Genomic DNA, 18,055 nt, shown 5'->3' on the forward strand with positions numbered 1-18,055 from the left:
CGTTTCCTGGCTGACGGTGGTTTCAACCCCGCCAGTCGACGAACTCGTCGAGCTCGGCGCGGTCGGTCCTGAAGGCATTGGCCGGATGGTCGGGATCGGCATAGCCGAAGGAAATGGCGCAGAGCACCAGCCGGTCATCCGGGATGCCGAAATGGCGGTGCAGGAACGGGCTGTAGGAGGCGACGGCGGCCTGCGGGATGGTGGCGATGCCAAGCGCCTGCGCCGCCAGCGTGAAGGCGGTCACGAACCCGCCGCAGTCGAGGGCGCCGTAGGATCCCAGCTCGGCGGGGCTGGATACGATGGCGCAATGCGGGGCGCCGAACAGGGCGAAGTTCTTCATCATCTCGCGGGCCGAGCCGGCGCGGTCACCCTTTTCCACGCCCACCGCTTCGTAAAGCGCCCAGCCGCAGGTCCGGCGGCGCTGCTGGTAGACGCCGGAATAGGAGGTGGGGAAGGGCAGATCGGGAGCATGGGCGCCGGTGGCGGCCTCGTGCAGCAGCGCCGTGCGGAACCTGTCGGTCTCGTCGCCGCTGGTGACCACCACCTGCCAGGGCTGGGCGTTGCACCAGCTGGGCACGCGGCGCGCGCTGGACAAGATGCGTTCGATGTCCGCCCGGGGAACCGGGTCCGGGCGGAAGGCGCGGCAGGAATGGCGGCGGGCCAGAAGATCGTCCAGGTCGGCAAGTTCCATCGGTGTTCCCCTTCCTCGTCGCCGCGCAAGATGGCCGCCGCGCGCCTGCTGTGCAAGGGGGCATTCCGCCCGGGTTTTTGAGCGGGATCAATGATGAATCCCGCCAAGTGTGGCACTATATTCAGAACAGCAAGAAAGGAGGACTGTTCATGGTTGAGAAATCCGATCAAGCTGGCCTCTGGCCATCGCTCTATGACCCCTTCCGGCATTTCGGATCACGGCTGGCGGACTGGTTGAGCCCCGCCACCGAAGCGTCCGGCAGCGACAAGTCCTATGACATCTCGATGGAATTGCCGGGCGTATCCGAAGCGGACATCGAACTGACGGTGGACGATGGCGTCGTCACCATCCGCGGCGAGAAGAAGACCCACGAAGAGAAGAAGGGCGACACCTGGTACTTCTCGGAACGCCAGTACGGCGCGTTCCGCCGGTCGTTCCGCCTGCCCGAGGACGCGGACGGCGCCAAGGCGAGCGCCAGGATGATGGATGGCGTGCTGCACATCACGGTGCCGAAGAAGCCTGCGGAAAGGGCCGAATCCTCGCGCAAGATCGCGATCGACCGCGGCTGATCCGGGCCTGTCGGGGCCGCTAGGGTCATTGCTGGCCGGTCGCCATCAGGTAGCCGACGCCGGCCGCCGCCAGCAGGCCCAGCACGACCGCGATCGTGACCTTGATCGCGGACCACGGGCGTTCGCCCTGCACCCGGCCGGTCCTGCCGTTGACCACGAAGCGGTAGGTCTGGCCTCTGTACTTGTAGGCGGCCAACCAGACCGGCAGCAGGATGTGCTTGAAGGTCACGTCGCGCACGTCCGTGTCGATGTCGTGAATGCGCTGACGGTCGCCGCCGATGTCGAAGCGCACATCGCGTTCGATCACCCGCGCCATGTGGGCGCGCGCCAGTTGGTACCCTTCGCGCAGTTCGACCGTGTAGGCCTCGGCCCGGAACCCCGCCAGGTATTCGGGCTGATAGGGTTCCAGCGCGGGCAGGTCCCAGGGTTCCAGCGCGTCGGTGTAGCTTTTGGGCAGCGACTGCGAGGCCAGCACCAGCACGTCGTCGAAGAACCGCGCGACACGGCCCGATTTCGGGCTCCAGCGGACTTTGGGAACCTGCTGGCGGACCCGCTTGCCGTCCCGCACCACCATGCGGGTCTCGTAATAGACGACGCCGCGCTCGCCCCGGTAGGCCGAGCGGGTGTCCGCGTCGAAGGTCCAGTAGGGGACGTAGATGCCCTGCATCCTGCGGCCCTTGCGCGCGTAATCCTTGAGCCCGTTCGGCGCGAACCACAGGCGCCCCAGCCAGTCGCCCATCGCCTTGTGCGCCTCGCGCTCGTCGAGGGCGAAGGGCAGGACGCCGCGCGGCTTGATGTGGCGGTTGATGCCGGTATCCGTCACCACCGGCGTCGCGCAGAACGGGCATTCGGCGGCGTGGGTGTCGGGGTCGAATTCGACCTGCGCCGCGCAGTTCGGGCAGGTCAGAACCCGGGTCTCCTCGATCTCCACCTCGGGCAGGCGCTGGGCGATGGCGGCGTCGAAATCAAGCTCGCGCAGGTTGGCGCCTTTCCACGGACCCGACCGGATCGGTTCGGAATGGCCGCAGTGATCGCAGACCAGCATGCCTTGGCCTGGATCGAACCGGTAGTCCGCACCGCATTGGTCGCAGGGAAAGCGGTGTTCCTGCGGGGCCGGGCTGTTGCCGTTCGAGAGCGTTCCGGACATGATCTCAAGCCTGCGGTTTCGTCATGCGCGTCATCGTGCCGTCCTTCCAGACATTTTGATGCCAGAGGGCCATTACGGCGTGTCCCAGCGAGACGAGGATCAGCGTGAAGCCGAACAGTTCATGCACCTCGCCCGCCGGTTCGACGCCGCCATACCAGGCCGTGGCGCCGAGCGCGGGCGTGACCACCATCAGCAGGTAGAGCAGGCGGTGCCCCCAGAGCGCGGCGGCGGCGATCATAGGGGAGCTGCCCGGGACCGGCCCCGGCGCGCCCTGGATCAGCCGCACGATGAGGTGCAGCAGGATCAGCGCGAAGACCGCGCCGCCGATCCAGACATGCGCGGTGTTCCCCTCGATCCCGCTTGCTCCGGTTTCGATCCGTTTTTCCAAGGCGCGCCCCATCCCTTCGTGCGTGAACCAGGCGGCGGCGATCAGGACGGCGATGAGCCAGTGAAGCGTGATTTGCAGGGCGGAATACCCGTTGCGTCGCGGCATGTCTCTGCTTCCTTTCCGGCTGCGGACCTCACTGAAACTGTCCGCAAGCGAGGCTCCGTCGGTTTAGGCGCCCGGCGGAGGCGGCGGCAGGATGGTGAACAGCTGCGCCAGGTCCTGCACGTCCTCGGCCCGTTTCCAACCGTCCTGACCGGCGGTCCAGACATAGGTGTCGCGGGTGATTTCGCCCGCCGCCGCCATTCGCCCCAGCCGGGCCCGCGAGAACGGGCCGCTGGTCTGGCCGTTTTCGGCGACATGCCAGACGCGCTCGACCGGCGGCGGGGGCGGCGCGACGGACGGCGCCGGGGCCGCGGGGCGCGTGCCCCAGGGGCCGCCCGGCTGGCCCGATGCCATCTGCTGCGCCATCGCCATGCCCATTCCCATGCCGAGCCCCGCGCCCATGCCGCCGCCTCCGGAGGGGTTCTGCGCCGCAGCCGTCATCGCCTCGGCCGCCGAATATTGCGTGAACTTGCCCAGATCGCCGGCCAGCCCCATCGAGGTGCGCTTGTCCAGCGCCGCCTCGACCGCCGGGGGCAGCGAGATGTTCTCGATGTAGAACTCGGGCATTTCCAGCCCGTAGGTGTCGAGCACGGGCGCGACCTCGGCCGCGATCAGCTTGCCCAGATCGGCGGTGTTGGCGGCCATGTCCAGCACCGGGATGCCCGATGCGGCGATCACGCGGCTGAATTCCTGCACGATGATGTTGCGGATCTGGTAGCTGATCTCGTCCATGGTGAACTCGCCGTCGGTGCCGACGATCTCGACCATGAAGCGCGCCGGGTCCTTCACCCGGATGGTGTAGGTGCCGTAGGCGCGGATGCGGGTCGGGCCGAATTCCGGGTCGCGCAGCATGATCGGGTTCTTGGTGCCCCATTTCAGGTCGTTGAACCGGGTGGTGTTGACGAAATAGATCTCGGACTTGAACGGGCTCTTGAAGCCGTGATCCCAGTGCTGCAGCGTGGTCAGGATCGGCATGTTGTTGGTCTCGAGCATGTAGAGGCCCGGCGTGAACACGTCGGCAAGCTGGCCTTCATGGACGAAAACCGCGGCCTGCCCCTCGCGCACCGTCAGCTTGGCGCCGTACTTGATCTCGTGGCCCTCGCGCTCGAACCGCCAGACCATGGTGTCGCGGGTGTCGTCCACCCAGTGAATGACATCGATGAATTCGCCGGTCAGAAAATCGAAAATTCCCATGGGTTTTCTCCTGTCATGTCGGTCAACGCGGTTTTGCGGTCAATTCCTTGGCAATGACATGCGCCGTCGGGCGGGCCTCTTCCGCGCTCATCCCCGGCACCATGCGGGGGTCGTAGAGCATCGCCAGCAGCTTTTCGTCATGGCTGGTCAGCAGCGCGAACTCGTCATCGTCGTTGAAGATCGAGGGCCGCGCGGTCGGGCTGTCATTGGGCAGGCCCAAGCCCTGCGCAATCTCTTCGTGGATGCAGCTGAGGCGCACCAGGTCCGGATGTTCCGCCCGCACCAGCGCCACCGCGCGGGTGTAGACATGCGGCGAGCCGTTGGTGGCCGAGGCGAAGACGAAACAGTAGAAGGACCGCGGCAGATCCTCGAACAGGTCGAGCTGCGCCTGCCCGATGTTCGGGATCAGCTGCCGCAGCCGGTTCTGCACGAAGGCGGTGTCGTCCTCGCCCGCGACGAAGACGTGGAAGTTCGGGTTGCGGTCGGTGGTGGTGATCGAGTGGCCGGTGATCCGCGACAGACGCGCCGCATAGTCGTTCACCCGGGCGGCGTCTTCGGCGCGCCGGTCCAGCGGGACGCTGGGCCCGAATTCGGTGCCGATCCGAACCGGCCCCTTCCAGCGGCCGAGATGCCCGCTGGTCCGCCGGCTGGTCGCCAGGATCGCCTGCCCGGGATATTCATTGTAGAACGCGATCGCCTCGAAGTTCCGCACCAGGTCGTCGGCGTCATAGGGCGTGTCCGGCCCGCCGCCGTCGGTCCGCAACAGGCCGCGCGTCAGCAGGTCGTTCTGAACCTTTTCGTAATACCGGGCGAGGTCGAGACTGGCCGCCGAGGGGGGTGTCACGACATCGGTCGTCGTCCCGAGATCGGGCGGCCGGGGCTGCGGCGGCACGACGCTGGTCAACGCGGTTTCGCAGCCGGCCAACGCCAGAAGCGCAACCGCCGCCGCCAACGAACGCATCATTCTGGCCCGATCCCTTCTCAAGATGTCAGCCCGGTACGGACGTGCCGGCCGTGTCGCCCAGGCCGTCGCTCCGCGCCTTGGCCGAGGCCAGGGTGTCACGCAGTTCGGCCTCCATCTTCTTCAGCTCTTCCTCGGCGGCGGCGCGCTTGGCCTTGCCTTCGTCGGCGATCTGCAGGCTTTCCTGGATGGTGCCGATCAGGTCGGCATTGGCCTTCTTCACCGCTTCGATGTCAAACACGCCGCGCTCCATCTCTTCGCGGATCATCTTGTTGCTTTCGCGCAGGTTGGCGGCGTTCGAGGTCAAAAGCTCGTTGGTCAGGTCGTTGGCGTCGCGCACCGCGGCGGCGGCTTCGGCGCTGCGCTGGATGGTGACGGCCTGCGCCAGCTGGGTTTCCCAGAGCGGCACGGTGTTCACCAGCGTCGAATTGATCTTGGTGACCAGCGACTTGTCGTTTTCCTGCACCAGCCGGATCGAGGGCAGCGACTGCATGGTCACCTGCCGCGTCAGCTTGAGGTCATGCACCCGCCGCTCCAGATCGTCGCGGGCGGCGCGCAGGTCGCGCAGTTCCTGCGCCTTCATCACCTGTTCGCCTTCCGGGGCGGCGTCCACCTCGGCCGCCTTGGCCGGGATCTCGTGGCTGTCGAGTTCCGCCAGCTTTTCCTCGCCCGCCGCGATGTAGAGCGCCAGTTCGTCGTAGAAGCCGAGGGTCTTCTCGTAGAGCAGGTCCAGCGACTTGATGTCCTTGAGCAGGGTGTGCTCGTGCCCGAGCAGGTCGTCGGTGATGCGGTCGATCTGGCCCTGCACCTCTTCGTAGCGGGCGGTGAACTTGGCGAAGGGCGCGGCCCGGCCGATCAGCCTTTCCCACCAGCTGCGCTGGCGGCGCACGTCCAGTTCGCTGACCGTGAAACCCCGGATCGTGGTGACGATGTTGCGCAGGCTGTCGCCGGCGGGGCCGACATCCTTGTTGCGTACGTCGGCCAGCATCGCCTGGCTGATTTCCTGCAATTCGGCCTGCGCGGAGGACCCGAACGAGACGATCGAATTGGTGTCGCCCATGTCGATCTCGTCCATCCGCTTGCGGATTTCCGCGCCGACGGGTTCATCGGCCTCTTGCAGCGGAACGATCTCGGCCTGCGGTTCGGCCAGGGTGACCGCCGTGACTTCCTGAACCAGGGATTCGGCTTCGACTGCTTTGCTCTTGACTAGATCGGACATCAAATTTCCCTTTCTAAAATGGTCCGGTCACTCGGGCCGGACGCCTTCGCGCTGCAGCCTTTCGCGCAGCACGTCGATTTCAACTGTCAGGTCGCTGCGGTCGTCCAGCAGCATCTTGCGGGTCCGCGCGGCGAAGTTCTGCTCGAGATCGTCGAGCAGCGCGGAATAATCCGCCAGGGCCTGCGCGTCGCGGGTGCGGGAATAGACATCGGCGAATTTCACCGTCGCGTCGCGCGCGCCGCGCAGATAGACCGTCAGGTACTTGCGGGCGCCGGTCAGGTCGCGGGGGTCTTCCTCGACCGTGCGGAACAGCTCGCGGGCGGTGTCCTGAAAGCGTTCGACGCGCGCTTCGATGCGGCGGTCGCCCGCGCGCCCGATGGCGTCGGTCATCTCGGCCAGCATGGTTTCGGCGCCGCCCACTGCGCGGGCGACGCGGTCCTGCTGGAAGGTATCGACACCCTCCATCCCCTTGTCCTTCAGGGGATCAAGGCCAAAGGCCACCGAATGCAGAGCCGTGCCGGTGATGCCGAAGAGCAGCGGCGCCAAAAGGCCGACCTGCGCGGTCGCGTCGGCGTCGAGATATTCGTTCCGGTAGGCGGCCAGCGCCACGCCCAGCCCGGTCAGGACGCTGGCGAAGATCTTGCGGGGAAAGGCCGGGCGGCGCGCAACGCGGCGCGAACGATAGGCCGCTTCGGCCCGCAGCCCTTCGCGCAGCAGCAGGGCCGCCGCGGTCAGCACCCCGGCGGCGACCAGCCCCAGCGTCATGCCGATGGCGCCGTCGTTCAGCGACAGGAACACCAGCGGAATTGCGGGGACGAACATGACATTCGCGCGCGCTCCGGCGGGATCGACCCTTGCGCCCTCGAACTGCCCGCGCCGGGGCGGTTCCTCGGGGTCTTGGGGTTTCTCCGGGCTGAATTTCCCGCCGTAGCGCTGGGCCATCTGCTCAGAGCCCTCCCAGCCAGCCGGTACAGACCCCGAACAGCAGCACCAGCAGCGCCGCATAGGCCATTTTCTGTACACCAGTCTGAGACATGGCGCCCCCCACGATAGCAGTTGTTCATGGAATCTAGTGGATGCACCCGCACCGCGCTAGGGGGAAGCTTGGTTAAATGCAGTCAGGGCCGGGGTTTCTTGCCCGCCTGGGGGCGTTTTCGCTGCGGCCGCGCCGGGCGTTTCTGCGCCTCGGCGGGTTTGCCGTCGGCATCCAGCCCGAGCTGTTCGCGCAGGACCCGGCGGCGGATTTCCTCGACCTCGCCAGCCTTCAGGTTGCCCAGCTGGAACGGCCCGTAGGACACCCGGATCAGGCGGTTCACGGCGAAGCCGATGTCTTCCATCGCCCGGCGGATTTCCCGGTTCCTGCCCTCGCGCAATCCGACGGTCAGCCAGGCGTTCGCGCCCTGCTGGCGGTCGAGCGAGACGATCATCGGCTGGAACCTTTCGCCGTCCACGACGAGCCCTTTGCGGAGCGGTGCGAAATCCTCGTCTTTGGGGGTGCCCTTGATCCGCACGCGGTACTTGCGCAGCCAGCCGGTCGAGGGCAGCTCCAGCCGCCGCTTGATGCCGCCGTCATTGGTCAAGAGCAGCAGACCTTCGGAGTTCAGGTCCAGCCGCCCGACGCTCATGACCCTGGGCATGTCTTCCGGCAGGTCGTCGAAGATGGTGGCTCGGCCCTTTTCGTCGCGGGTGGTCGTCACCAGCCCGGGGGGCTTGTGATAGAGCCACAGGCGCGCCGGTTCGGGTTCCGACACCGGCTTGCCATCGACGGTGATGCGGTCCTTGGGCGTCACGTTCAGCGCGGGGCTGTCGATCGTCTTTCCGTTGACCGCGACGCGGCCCGCTTCGATCATGCGCTCGGCCTCGCGGCGCGAGGCGACGCCGGCGCGGGCCAGGATTTTGGCGATGCGCTCGCCGGGAGGTGGGCTCTGTGTCATGAATCGGCCATAGCGCATACCGGCGGCTTGCGAAAGGCGGGTTTGTGGGGCAGTCAGGGGCATGGAATTCAGATCGCACATGAAACGGGCCCTGGACGAGGCCCGCGCGGCCGCCGACCGGGGCGAGGTGCCGATCGGCGCGGTGATCGTGTCACCCGACGGAGCCGAAGTGGCGGCGGCCGGCAACCGGACGCGCGAGATGAACGATCCCACCGCCCATGCCGAGATCCTCGCCCTGCGCGCGGCCTGCGCCGCCGCCGGGTCCGAACGCCTGCCGGGTCATGACATCTACGTGACGCTGGAGCCCTGCGCGATGTGCGCCGCCGCGATGGCCGCGGCGCGGATCAGGCGGATCTACTACGGCGCGGCCGACCCCAAATCCGGCGGCGTGGCGCATGGCGCGCGGGTGTTCACCCATCCGCAGGCGCATCACGTGCCCGAGGTCTATGACGGGATCGCGGCGGATGAAGCGGCGCGGCTGCTTCGGGAGTTCTTCGCATCCAGACGGGGCAGCGGCGCAGGGGATTGATGCCGCCGCGAAAACAGCGCCCGGCCTGATCTGACGGGGGCAACGCCTTCTGTGCCAACGGCTTTTGCGCGGCAGTTGCAGAGGTTTGCCGCAATACGCTTGCTTGGCCCGTCAGTTGCGCCGGTCAAGCCGATAGACCAGATGCTCCCCCTCCAGCCCCTTGAGGGAGATGCGGGCCTGGTCGGAAAAGGTGAACTCGGGTGAGCCGCCGACCATGATGCGTGTAGCATCGGACACGCGGATTTCGCCCGGACGGGCCAAGGCGGCGATACGGGCGGCCTTGTTGACAACGGTCCCGAAGAAGTCGTCGCCCGAATGCATCACGTCACCGGTATGGATGCCGATCCGCACCTGCAACTTCGGCTCGTCCGTTTCGGCTTGCAGCCGGCCCTGGATGTCGCAGGCCGCCGACATCGCTGCCCCGGCCGAGGAGAAAGTGGACATGGTGCCGTCGCCCAGCGATTTGACGAGTTTTCCATCATGGCCGGCAATCAGCTCTTTCAGCAGTGCCAGGTGCCGGTTGATCGCGGTTGTCCAGGTCTTGTCGCCGACCGCGGCCGCGACAGAGGATGATCCGGCTATGTCGGTGAACATGACCGAAGCAATGTCGGCATGGGCGACTTGCGGGTCGATCTCCCGGGCGGCCTCGAGCAGATTGTCCAGCGCGGAGTGCTGGTAGCCCAGCAGTTCGAGGTTGGACGTGGAGAACGAGTTGTTGATGTGCTGGACCTTCCAGATGCCCTTTTCCATACCGAATACCAGCGAAATCCGGGAAGGGATCGGAATCCCGCGGTTGCCGAAATCAATTGTTCCCCACCAGTGGGACCAGCCGCTGTTGCCGGTCTCGTAGGCGCGGACATTGCAGTCGAGTATGGTGCCGCATGGGATCTCCCTCACATGCGCCGCATAGGCGTCCCGCAGGGCGTTCCCCTCCATCCGTTCGCTGTCGTCCGTGCCGCAGAACAGCAGCGCGTCGCTGTCGGACAGCAGGTTGGCCAGCGTATCGCCATCGGCTGATATCAGCGCCCGCGCCCAGCGCATCGCGATGGCCTCAAGCTCGGGCGAGGGGTGGGGTGTGTCGTCCATCAGCGCCCTCAGAGTTCGACCGCGACCATCACCTCGGGTTCGATCACGTCGACGCCGGGCAGTCCGTCGATCAGGTCCTGCGCCGACTGCTCCAGAATCGGGAAGGTCTTGTAGTGGCAGGGGATCACCGTCTTGAAGTTGAAATAGCGCCGCGCGGCATAGGCCGCCGCCTTCATGTCCATGGTGAAGAAGCCGCCCGCCGACAGGATGCCGATGTCGGGTTTGTAGTAGTCGCCCATCCAGTCCATGTCCGCCATGATGTCGGTGTCGCCCGAAACATAGAGGGTCTTGCCTTCGGCGCCGATCATGAACCCCACCTCGCTGCCGCCGGTGCGCGGCCCGTCCGGCGTCGCGAAGGTCGAACTGTGCGAGGCCGGAACCATCGACACCTTTACTCCGCCAAGATCGACGGTGCCGCCCTTGTTGAAGCCGACGGTCTCGATCCCCTCGTTTTCGGCCCAGTGGCTCAACAGGTCGTATTGCCCGACCACCGGCACGCCGAGTTTCCTTGCCAGCGGCAGCACGTCCGCGACGTGATCGAAATGCGCATGGGTCAGCAGGATGTGGGTGGCGCCCGTCACGGCGGCCTCGTGCCGGTCTTCGGGCAGGACTGGGTTGCCCGTGAGCCAGGGATCGATCAGCAGTACCTGCGCTTGGGTTTCGATGCGGAATGAGCCGTGGCCGAGCCAGATGATTTTCATGAAGAACCTCCCGATAAACCTTGCGGCAGAGTAGCATGGCGCGGCCGCGGCGCCAGCCCCGTCGGACGGTGCGCGCGGCCGCCGGGGCCGGAACGGGGCGCAACGCATCGCGGATGATCATTTCCGCGTGTTTCCCGGGTTGCCGGCTTTGTTTTCCGTTACGATATCCGGGCATTCTGTTACCCGGAGAAGGCCGCAGATGACCACGCAAAAAGACACGTTTCTGGACAAGGCGCTCGACGGGCTGGGCCATTGGCTGTCGGCCAGGCTACGGCGGACGAGTTCGGGTTATCATCCTTTTACGCCCTCGGATTACGATGCGCTGTGCCGGACGCTGAAACCCGGCGACGTTCTGCTGGTCGAAGGCAACGAACGCATCGCCAACGCCATCAAGTACCTGACGCAGTCCACGTGGTCGCACGCGGCGGTCTTCGTCGGCGATGCCCTGCCGGAACCCGCGGACGGGTCGGAGCGGCCGCAGCTGGTCGAGGTGAACCTGGGCGAGGGTTGCGTGGCGGTGCCGGTGTCGAAATACCGCTGCTTCAACACCCGGATCTGCCGCGCCGCCGGGCTGAACGACGCCGAGCGGGCGGCGATCGTGCAGTTCATGGTCGAGCGGATCGGGCTGCGCTACGACATGCGCAACATCTTCGACCTGCTGCGCTATTTCTTTCCGACCCCACCGGTGCCGGTGCGCTGGCGGCGGCGGATGCTGGCCTTCGGTTCGGGCGATCCGACCCGCGCCATCTGTTCGTCGCTGATCGCGCAGGCGTTTCAGTCGATCCGCTATCCGATCCTGCCGCAGATCTTCCAGGTGGGCAGCGAGGGCGAGTTCTCGCGGCGCGAGGTCTTCCACATCCGCCACCACTCGCTGTTCGCGCCGCGGGACTTCGACATATCGCCGTTCTTCGAGGTGGTGAAGCCGACGCTTGCGCTGGGTTTCGATTTCCGGGAAATCGAATGGGACGCGCCGCTGAAACGCGGCGAGGACTGGGCGCAGCCGGTCGAACACCCGTTCGGGTGACGCCTTTCGGCACAGGGCGAGGGGCGGCGGCCGCGGCAATGACCGCCGAATCGCGCCGCCGCCCTTGCGACCCGCGCGGCGCAGGGGTAAATGCCTGCCTGACGCATACGAGGGTTTCCCATGTCGATTGATCAAAGCACCGCCGCCAAGGTGGCCAAACTGGCCCGGATCAAGGTCGAGGACGACGCGCTGCCGGCGCTGGCCTCGGAGTTCAACACGATCCTGGGATTCATCGAACAGCTGAACGAGGTCGATGTCGAAGGCGTCGAGCCGATGGTTTCGGTCGAGCCGATGCGGCTGAAGCGCCGTCAGGACGTGGTGACCGACGGCAATCAGCAGGACAAGGTCCTGGCCAACGCCCCCGACGCGCGCGAGGGTTTTTTCGCGGTTCCGAAGGTGGTGGAGTAAGACATGAGCGAGTTGAACACACTGGGCCTGGCCGAGGCCCGCGACGCGCTGCGCAAGGGTGAAACCACGTCGGTCGAACTGACCGAGGCCTGCCTGAAGGCCATCGACGCCGCCGACGCGCTGAACGCCTTCGTGCACAAGACCCCCGAGATCGCGATGGAGCGGGCCCGGGCCGCCGATGCGCGGATCAAGGCGGGCGATGCGCCGTCCATGTGTGGCCTGCCCATCGGCATCAAGGACCTGTTCTGCACCAAGGGCGTGCCGTCGCAGGCGGCGAGCCGCATTCTGGAAGGGTTCCGGCCCGAGTACGAATCCACCGTGTCGCAACAGCTGGCGGATGCCGGGTCGGTGATGCTGGGCAAGCTCAACATGGACGAGTTCGCCATGGGCAGCAGCAACGAAACCTCTGTCTATGGCAACGCGGTCAGCCCCTGGCGGCGCGGCAACGATGACGCGCAGCTGACGCCGGGCGGCTCGTCCGGCGGCTCGGCCGCCGCGGTCGCGGCCGATCTGTGCCTGGCCGCCACCGGAACCGACACCGGCGGCTCGATCCGCCAGCCCGCCGCGTTTACCGGCATTACCGGCATCAAGCCGACTTATGGGCGCTGCTCGCGCTGGGGCATCGTGGCCTTCGCCTCGTCGCTGGACCAAGCCGGGCCGATGACCAAGAACGTGCGCGACGCCGCCATCATGCTCGAGGCGATGTGCGGGCATGACCCGAAGGATTCCACCAGCGCCGATCTGCCGGTGCCGGATTTCGAGGCCATGCTGACCGGCGACATCAAGGGCAAGAAGATCGGCATTCCCAAGGAATACCGGATGGACGGGATGCCCGCCGAGATCGAAAAGCTGTGGGCCGAAGGGGCGGAGATGCTGAGGGCCGCCGGGGCCGAGATCATCGACATCTCGCTGCCGCACACCAAATACGCGCTGCCCACCTATTACGTGATCGCGCCCGCCGAGGCGTCGTCGAACCTGGCGCGTTATGACGGCGTCCGCTATGGCCGCCGCGCGGCGCTGGCGCAGGGGGACGGCATCACCGAGATGTACGAAAAGACCCGCGCCGAAGGTTTTGGCCACGAGGTGCAGCGCCGCGTCATGGTGGGAACCTACGTGCTGTCGGCGGGGTTCTACGATGCCTATTACAACCGCGCCCGCAAGGTCCGGACGCTGATCAAGAAGGACTTCGAGGACGTCTTTGCCGCCGGCATCGATGCCATCCTCACGCCCGCGACGCCCTCGGCGGCGTTCGGGCTGGGCGAGATGAAGGAAACCGATCCGGTGCAGATGTATCTCAACGACGTCTTCACCGTCACGGTGAACCTGGCCGGTCTGCCCGGCGTTTCGGTTCCCACGGGACTGGACGCGCAGGGGCTGCCGCTGGGGCTGCAGCTTATCGGACGTCCGTGGGAGGAAGGCGATCTGCTCAATACCGCCTATGCGCTGGAGAATGCCGCCGGATTTGTGGCAAAGCCCGGCAAATGGTGGTAATTCCTACGGGGCAAGAACGAAGAATGAGGCAGCCTAGAATGCGTGCACTGCTTGTACTTCCTGCAATCGGCCTTTTGGCGGCCTGCGAGCAGACGACCCCGGTCGCCGGCGCGGGCTTCAACACTCCGCAATACCAGGCGCAGCGCGAGGCGCAGCTGAGCGGGCAGGGCGTTGGCGGCAACCCGCTTGTTCCGCCGGGGGCGATCTCGTCGGAAGACCTGTCCGCGGGCGGTGCGCCGCTGGATCCCTTTGCGTCGCAGGATCCCAGCGCCGCCGATATTGCCAACGAAACGGCGGCCGCGCTTGCCAGCACGTCCGCGCAGCCCACCATGGTGCCCGTGTCGCCGGTCGAGGATCCGGGCAACCCGGCGATCTCGGACGAACAGGATTTCGAGGCTGTGTCGAACCGCCAGACGATCGAAAGCGACGCCGCGCGGATCGAGCAGAACCGGTCCAACTACGAGGTGGTCGCGCCGACCGCCGTTCCCGAACGCGGCGGCGAGTCGACGCCGAACATCGTTCAGTACGCGATCAACACCTCGAACCCGGTGGGAACACCGCTTTACAGCCGCGCCGGCTTCAACCTGCAGGCCAAGGCGCAGCGCAACTGCGCCAAGTACCCGTCTCCGGATCAGGCCCAGATCGACTTCCTGAGCAACGGCGGGCCGCAGCGGGACCGCAAGGGGCTGGATCCGGATGGCGACGGCTTCGCCTGCAGCTGGGACCCGGGCCCCTTCCGCCGTGCGGTCAACAACTGAGCGCCTGCGACCCGTCTGGCATCCGTCGCCGAATTTCGGACCGCGCCGGAACGGCTTGATCCCGTCGCTGGTGGTCATCCATTATACCGCGATGGATGGCGCCGGGGCGGCGCTGGACCGGTTGTGCGACCCGCAGGCCGAGGTTTCCGCGCATTACCTGATCGGCGCGGACGGAACGCTCTGGCAGATGGTGCGGGAAGAGGACCGGGCCTGGCACGCAGGGGCCGGAAGCTGGCGCGGGCAGGCGGACATCAACTCGCGCTCGGTCGGCATCGAACTGGACAACCGCGGTACGCATCCGTTCGCCGAAGCGCAGATGGCCGTGCTGGAGCATCTGCTGATGGACATCCTGCATCGCTGGAGCATCGCGCCCGAGGGCGTCATCGCGCATTCGGACATGGCGCCGGGGCGCAAGCTGGACCCCGGTGCGCGGTTCGACTGGGCGCGACTGGCGCGGCTGGGGCTGGCGCGGCCTTGCCCCGAGAAGGACCCTCAGCCGGAAGGCGGCGACGAGCCGTTCGCGGAACTGGCGCGCGACGCCGGTTACACCGGGTCGGAGGACCCGCAATCGCTGCTGCAGGCGCTGCGCCTTCGGTTCCGCCCCTGGGCCCGCGGCCCCGAAGATGCGGCCGATCGCGCCATGGTCAGGGCGCTTGCCCTTGACCGCGACCGGCCCACCACATAACTGCAAACCTGCGCGGAGGGCCGGATGGCCGCTGGGGCGGGGCGACCTGCCCGAGAGGAAAGTCCGGACTCCACAGGGCAACGGTGCCGGGTAACGCCCGGGCGGGGCAACCCGACGGAAAGCGCCACAGAAATCAGACCGCCCCGCTTTTGCGGGGTAAGGGTGAAACGGTGGGGTAAGAGCCCACCGCGCCGCTGGCAACAGGGGCGGCACGGCAAGCCCCACCGGGAGCAATGCCGAATAGGATCCCCGCGCGGGCTGGTCCCGGACCCCGGTCCGGGAAACCGCCGCTAGGCCCGCCTTGGCCGAGAGGGATCGGGTTGGCAGCTCGAGCCGCGCAGCAATGCGCGGCCTAGAGGAATGGTCATCGAAGAGGGCGACCTCGGAACAGGATCCGGCTTACAGGCCCTCCGCGCGTTTTTTCCCGTTCACGATCCCGGCGGCTTGTAGGCGCCGGTCAGGCTGGCGGCCTTCTGCGCGATGCCGGCGAATTCGTCGCCGGTCCAGGCGCGGACGGTTTCCACCTTGGTCACCGACCCGGACGCCGCGACGGCCATGCCGACCGCGACCGTATCCGCGCCGTCGGGCGCCTCGCTGACCAGCACGACGTCATTGGCGCCGGTCGTCATGTAAAGCGCGACGACCTTGCCGCCGACCTTGCTCAGAAGCGACTGGATCGCCTCTGCCCGGTTCTCGGGCTTTTTCAGCAGGCCCTTGATCCCGTTTTGTGAATAGGACGCGTAGGTAATGAACAATGGCATGGTGATAGCCTCCTTGGGCAAGTCTTGATCGGACCTTTGACTTGGGCCGGTCCCGGGCCGTAAAAAAACGGGGTCAGGCGGGCGGCGGTCGCTTGGCCTTGTCGTTGAGGGCGATGCCGATGTCCCGAACATTCTCGATGCCGCAGACGACCGCCGCCACGCCCTGAATGGTCCGTTCCTCTGTGAATGCCCCCAGAAATGACCCGTCGAAAAAGGACGCTCGCGGCGTGTCTTGCCCGTCGAAGGTGCCCTGGTCGCCATGCCCGGATCGGAGTGGTCCGGGTTGGGAGCGATGGGAGAACAGTATCACAAACCGGTGATCCGGCCAATTGCACGGATCGGAATGTTTCTATTTCCGATCGCAACATGGCCCGGCCATTCAAATTCTCTGCGTCAGCCGCGGATTCCGGTTGACTCGCCCTGCAAGCCGGGTAAAAGCGCACGCTCAAGAGGATTCAACCGAAAGGCCCCTGCCTTTTCGGACGCAGGAGATAACCATGGCGAAGCCGACGACCATCAAGATCCGTCTGAACTCGACCGCGGGCACGGGCCACTTCTACGTGACCAAGAAGAACGCTCGCACCATGACCGAGAAAATGACCATTCGTAAGTACGATCCGGTCGCTCGCAAGCATGTCGAGTACAAGGAAGGCAAGATCAAGTAAGCCGCTTTCCGGGCTTGAAGATTTTCCGACAAGGGTCCTGCCGAGGCAGGGCCCTTTTCCGTTTTCGGTGGCGAAAACCCATGCGGCGCGAGGGTTCGCCCTGGTCGGCGGGGCGCCGTTTGCCCGTATCGGGCCGATGGCGGGCCGTTGCAGACAAGCATCAGCTTTCGACTCAATCACCTTGGCACCCGCTTGCTATGAAGCCCCGCGTGCAGCTACGCTCCGGCAGATCGCCACAAAACGCTGAGTGTCATGAAAAAAATCCTGTTGCCCGCAATCGCTTTCGTCGCTCTCTCGGCCTGTGAGGATATCTGGAACCGCGAGGGTGTCGGGTTCACCGGTATCGACGGTGAACCGAGAACGACGGCTTTGAAGAAAGGCGCGGCGGCCTATGTCGCCCGGGACACGAACATCCCGGCTGAACTGGCCGGTGTGCCGACGATCCGGGTGAGCACCGATCAGACCGAGCCGGACAAGATGGCGGGAATCGCCGTCGACAATGGCGGGCGCAACCCGGCCAACGCGGTCGAAGTTACGGGCGACGGCCAGAACCTGATGTTGAGCACGGTCCAGGTGAACAACACCCTCTATGCGGTCCTTCGTCCGGCGGAGGGGGACAGCACCCGGGTCGACACGTCGGTCGGCGCCCAGTTCGGAAGCCGGGTGGAGCGGTTGACCGGCTGTCTTCCGGCCGGAGACGTGTACAAGAAGGGCGGTTCCAGCAATCGGGCCACCGGATTCTCGGTGCCGTTGAACTGCAGCTGACGGCAGATACGCGACTGGATTGAATGCAAAAGGGCCTTGCCGCGCGCGGCGAGGCCCTTTTGCCGTAACGGCGCATTTCCAGCTCTGCAGCGCGTTGCCAGAAACAAGAAGGGCGGGTTCCTCGGAACCCGCCCTTGCGATTCTCTGACTTCCGGCTGCGTGTTATTCGCGGTTGCCGAACAGTTGCAGCAGGAACATGAACATGTTGATGAAGTCCAGATACAGGCTCAGCGCGCCCATGATGGCGGCCTTGCCCAGCCATTCCTGATCGCCGGAATGGGCCATCTGGATGTACGTGGTCTTGATGTTCTGCGTGTCATAGGCGGTCAGGCCCGCAAAGATCAGGACGCCGATCACCGAGATCGCGAAGGTCATGGCCGACGACGCGATGAAGATGTTGACGATCGACGCGACGATCAGACCGATCAGACCCATGATCAGGAACGTTCCCATTCCCGACAGGTCCTTCTTGGTGACGTAGCCATAGAGCGACAGGCCGGCAAAGGCGATCGCGGTGATCAGGAAGACCTGAATGATGGACTGACCGGTGAAGACCAGGAAGATCGAGCTGATCGACAGGCCCATTACCGCGGCGAAGGCGTAGAAGACCAGTTGCGCGGCCGCGGCCGACAGGCGGTTGATCGCGGCGCCGAAGCCGAAGACGAAGGCCAGCGGGGCGAACATGATCACCCACTTGAGCGGCGAGGCGTAGATCGAGTAGCCGAACTGGGTCAGATACTTGTCCGCGCTCAGTTGCGCCGCGGCAGCCGACGGATCGGTGGTCACGGCAAGGCCGGAAATGGCCCAGGCCGCGAGGAACGTGATCAGCATGCCTACGGACATCGTGCCGTAGACCTTGTTCATATGGGCGCGCAAGCCCTCGTCAATCTGGGCAGCGCGCGCGCCAGTCGCCGTCCGGATCGTGTCGAATTGAGCCATTGGGGTCTCCCTACAATTATATCTGGCGCCGCGGGCGC

At 66.0% G+C, this 18,055-nt stretch carries 22 protein-coding genes and 1 other RNA gene; 10 read left to right on the forward strand and 13 right to left on the reverse strand.

From position 1 onward, the window contains the following. Positions 1-22 precede the first annotated feature (22 nt). On the reverse strand, positions 23-691 hold the full coding sequence (locus FGK63_RS10140) for a nitroreductase (RefSeq protein WP_138841785.1): 669 nt from the start codon (positions 689-691) through the stop codon (positions 23-25). A 149-nt stretch (positions 692-840) separates the two neighbouring features. Here FGK63_RS10140 and FGK63_RS10145 point away from each other — a divergent pair, with 149 nt between their 5' ends. Further along, positions 841-1,260 carry an Hsp20/alpha crystallin family protein gene (locus FGK63_RS10145; RefSeq protein WP_138841787.1) on the forward strand — a complete coding sequence of 140 codons (420 nt, stop codon included), beginning with the start codon at positions 841-843 and terminating at the stop codon, positions 1,258-1,260. Between the two features lie 25 nt (positions 1,261-1,285). Here FGK63_RS10145 and FGK63_RS10150 read toward each other — a convergent pair whose 3' ends face one another. From FGK63_RS10150 to FGK63_RS10180, 7 genes are all read right to left on the reverse strand, one after another. Beyond that, positions 1,286-2,407 carry a TFIIB-type zinc finger domain-containing protein gene (locus FGK63_RS10150; RefSeq protein WP_138841789.1) on the reverse strand — a complete coding sequence of 374 codons (1,122 nt, stop codon included), beginning with the start codon at positions 2,405-2,407 and terminating at the stop codon, positions 1,286-1,288. 4 nt (positions 2,408-2,411) lie between these two features. Continuing rightward, positions 2,412-2,900, reverse strand: coding sequence for a cytochrome b (locus tag FGK63_RS10155; protein WP_138841791.1), 489 nt, complete (start codon positions 2,898-2,900; stop codon positions 2,412-2,414). A gap of 63 nt (positions 2,901-2,963) precedes the next feature. Next, positions 2,964-4,091 carry an SPFH domain-containing protein gene (locus FGK63_RS10160; RefSeq protein ID WP_138841794.1) on the reverse strand — a complete coding sequence of 376 codons (1,128 nt, stop codon included), beginning with the start codon at positions 4,089-4,091 and terminating at the stop codon, positions 2,964-2,966. Positions 4,092-4,113: 22 nt separating this feature from the next. Next, positions 4,114-5,055 carry a DUF2927 domain-containing protein gene (locus FGK63_RS10165; protein ID WP_171052619.1) on the reverse strand — a complete coding sequence of 314 codons (942 nt, stop codon included), beginning with the start codon at positions 5,053-5,055 and terminating at the stop codon, positions 4,114-4,116. A 25-nt stretch (positions 5,056-5,080) separates the two neighbouring features. Beyond that, positions 5,081-6,271, reverse strand: a complete 1,191-nt coding sequence (locus FGK63_RS10170; RefSeq protein WP_138841796.1) for a toxic anion resistance protein — start codon at positions 6,269-6,271, stop codon at positions 5,081-5,083. A 27-nt stretch (positions 6,272-6,298) separates the two neighbouring features. Continuing rightward, a complete protein-coding gene (locus FGK63_RS10175; RefSeq protein WP_138841797.1) occupies positions 6,299-7,213 on the reverse strand; it encodes a 5-bromo-4-chloroindolyl phosphate hydrolysis family protein in 915 nt (304 codons plus the stop codon). Positions 7,214-7,389: 176 nt separating this feature from the next. Then, positions 7,390-8,205, reverse strand: a complete 816-nt coding sequence (locus FGK63_RS10180) for a pseudouridine synthase (RefSeq protein ID WP_246043998.1) — start codon at positions 8,203-8,205, stop codon at positions 7,390-7,392. A 61-nt stretch (positions 8,206-8,266) separates the two neighbouring features. Between FGK63_RS10180 and FGK63_RS10185 the strand changes: the two genes are divergently transcribed. After that, positions 8,267-8,734, forward strand: a complete 468-nt coding sequence (locus FGK63_RS10185) for a nucleoside deaminase (protein ID WP_138841802.1) — start codon at positions 8,267-8,269, stop codon at positions 8,732-8,734. Positions 8,735-8,845: 111 nt separating this feature from the next. Here FGK63_RS10185 and FGK63_RS10190 read toward each other — a convergent pair whose 3' ends face one another. After that, complete coding sequence (locus FGK63_RS10190; RefSeq protein WP_138841803.1) at positions 8,846-9,820, reverse strand: adenylate/guanylate cyclase domain-containing protein; 975 nt, start codon at positions 9,818-9,820, stop codon at positions 8,846-8,848. 8 nt (positions 9,821-9,828) lie between these two features. Further along, complete coding sequence (locus FGK63_RS10195; RefSeq protein WP_138841805.1) at positions 9,829-10,521, reverse strand: metal-dependent hydrolase; 693 nt, start codon at positions 10,519-10,521, stop codon at positions 9,829-9,831. Positions 10,522-10,720: 199 nt separating this feature from the next. On the opposite strand from FGK63_RS10195, the gene FGK63_RS10200 reads away from it, so the two are divergent. The 6 genes from FGK63_RS10200 (at position 10,721) to rnpB (ending at position 15,305) form a co-directional block, all read left to right on the forward strand. Continuing rightward, positions 10,721-11,545: a YiiX/YebB-like N1pC/P60 family cysteine hydrolase gene (locus FGK63_RS10200; protein WP_138841808.1), complete on the forward strand. Its 825-nt coding sequence runs from the start codon at positions 10,721-10,723 to the stop codon at positions 11,543-11,545. Positions 11,546-11,665: 120 nt separating this feature from the next. Beyond that, on the forward strand, positions 11,666-11,953 hold the full coding sequence (gene gatC / locus FGK63_RS10205; protein WP_068335936.1) for an Asp-tRNA(Asn)/Glu-tRNA(Gln) amidotransferase subunit GatC: 288 nt from the start codon (positions 11,666-11,668) through the stop codon (positions 11,951-11,953). A 3-nt stretch (positions 11,954-11,956) separates the two neighbouring features. Continuing rightward, a complete protein-coding gene (gene gatA, locus FGK63_RS10210; RefSeq protein ID WP_138841809.1) occupies positions 11,957-13,444 on the forward strand; it encodes an Asp-tRNA(Asn)/Glu-tRNA(Gln) amidotransferase subunit GatA in 1,488 nt (495 codons plus the stop codon). 38 nt (positions 13,445-13,482) lie between these two features. Then, positions 13,483-14,202 carry a hypothetical protein gene (locus FGK63_RS10215; RefSeq protein ID WP_171052620.1) on the forward strand — a complete coding sequence of 240 codons (720 nt, stop codon included), beginning with the start codon at positions 13,483-13,485 and terminating at the stop codon, positions 14,200-14,202. Next, positions 14,186-14,887, forward strand: coding sequence for an N-acetylmuramoyl-L-alanine amidase (locus tag FGK63_RS10220; RefSeq protein WP_246043999.1), 702 nt, complete (start codon positions 14,186-14,188; stop codon positions 14,885-14,887). Before FGK63_RS10215 ends, FGK63_RS10220 begins: the two co-directional genes overlap by 17 nt. A 12-nt stretch (positions 14,888-14,899) precedes the next feature. After that, positions 14,900-15,305, forward strand: an RNA gene (rnpB, locus tag FGK63_RS10225) — RNase P RNA component class A. A 10-nt stretch (positions 15,306-15,315) separates the two neighbouring features. Here the strand turns inward: rnpB and FGK63_RS10230 are convergent. Together FGK63_RS10230 and FGK63_RS10235 are read right to left on the reverse strand one after the other, a co-directional pair. Continuing rightward, positions 15,316-15,648, reverse strand: a complete 333-nt coding sequence (locus FGK63_RS10230; RefSeq protein WP_138841815.1) for a GYD domain-containing protein — start codon at positions 15,646-15,648, stop codon at positions 15,316-15,318. 73 nt (positions 15,649-15,721) lie between these two features. After that, positions 15,722-15,958: a hypothetical protein gene (locus FGK63_RS10235; RefSeq protein WP_138841817.1), complete on the reverse strand. Its 237-nt coding sequence runs from the start codon at positions 15,956-15,958 to the stop codon at positions 15,722-15,724. A 187-nt stretch (positions 15,959-16,145) separates the two neighbouring features. Here FGK63_RS10235 and rpmG point away from each other — a divergent pair, with 187 nt between their 5' ends. Together rpmG and FGK63_RS10245 are read left to right on the forward strand one after the other, a co-directional pair. Further along, positions 16,146-16,313 (forward strand): 50S ribosomal protein L33, encoded by a 168-nt coding sequence (rpmG, locus tag FGK63_RS10240; RefSeq protein WP_010441901.1) that lies wholly within the window; start codon positions 16,146-16,148, stop codon positions 16,311-16,313. A gap of 252 nt (positions 16,314-16,565) precedes the next feature. Then, the gene (locus tag FGK63_RS10245; protein WP_138841819.1) at positions 16,566-17,078 is read left to right on the forward strand and encodes a hypothetical protein; all 513 of its coding nucleotides are present in this window, start codon (positions 16,566-16,568) and stop codon (positions 17,076-17,078) included. A 162-nt stretch (positions 17,079-17,240) separates the two neighbouring features. Here FGK63_RS10245 and FGK63_RS10250 read toward each other — a convergent pair whose 3' ends face one another. After that, positions 17,241-18,017 carry a Bax inhibitor-1/YccA family protein gene (locus FGK63_RS10250; RefSeq protein WP_138841821.1) on the reverse strand — a complete coding sequence of 259 codons (777 nt, stop codon included), beginning with the start codon at positions 18,015-18,017 and terminating at the stop codon, positions 17,241-17,243. Positions 18,018-18,055: the final 38 nt, after the last annotated feature.

Source organism: Ruegeria sediminis (assembly GCF_005938215.1).
GTDB lineage: Bacteria > Pseudomonadota > Alphaproteobacteria > Rhodobacterales > Rhodobacteraceae > Ruegeria > Ruegeria sediminis.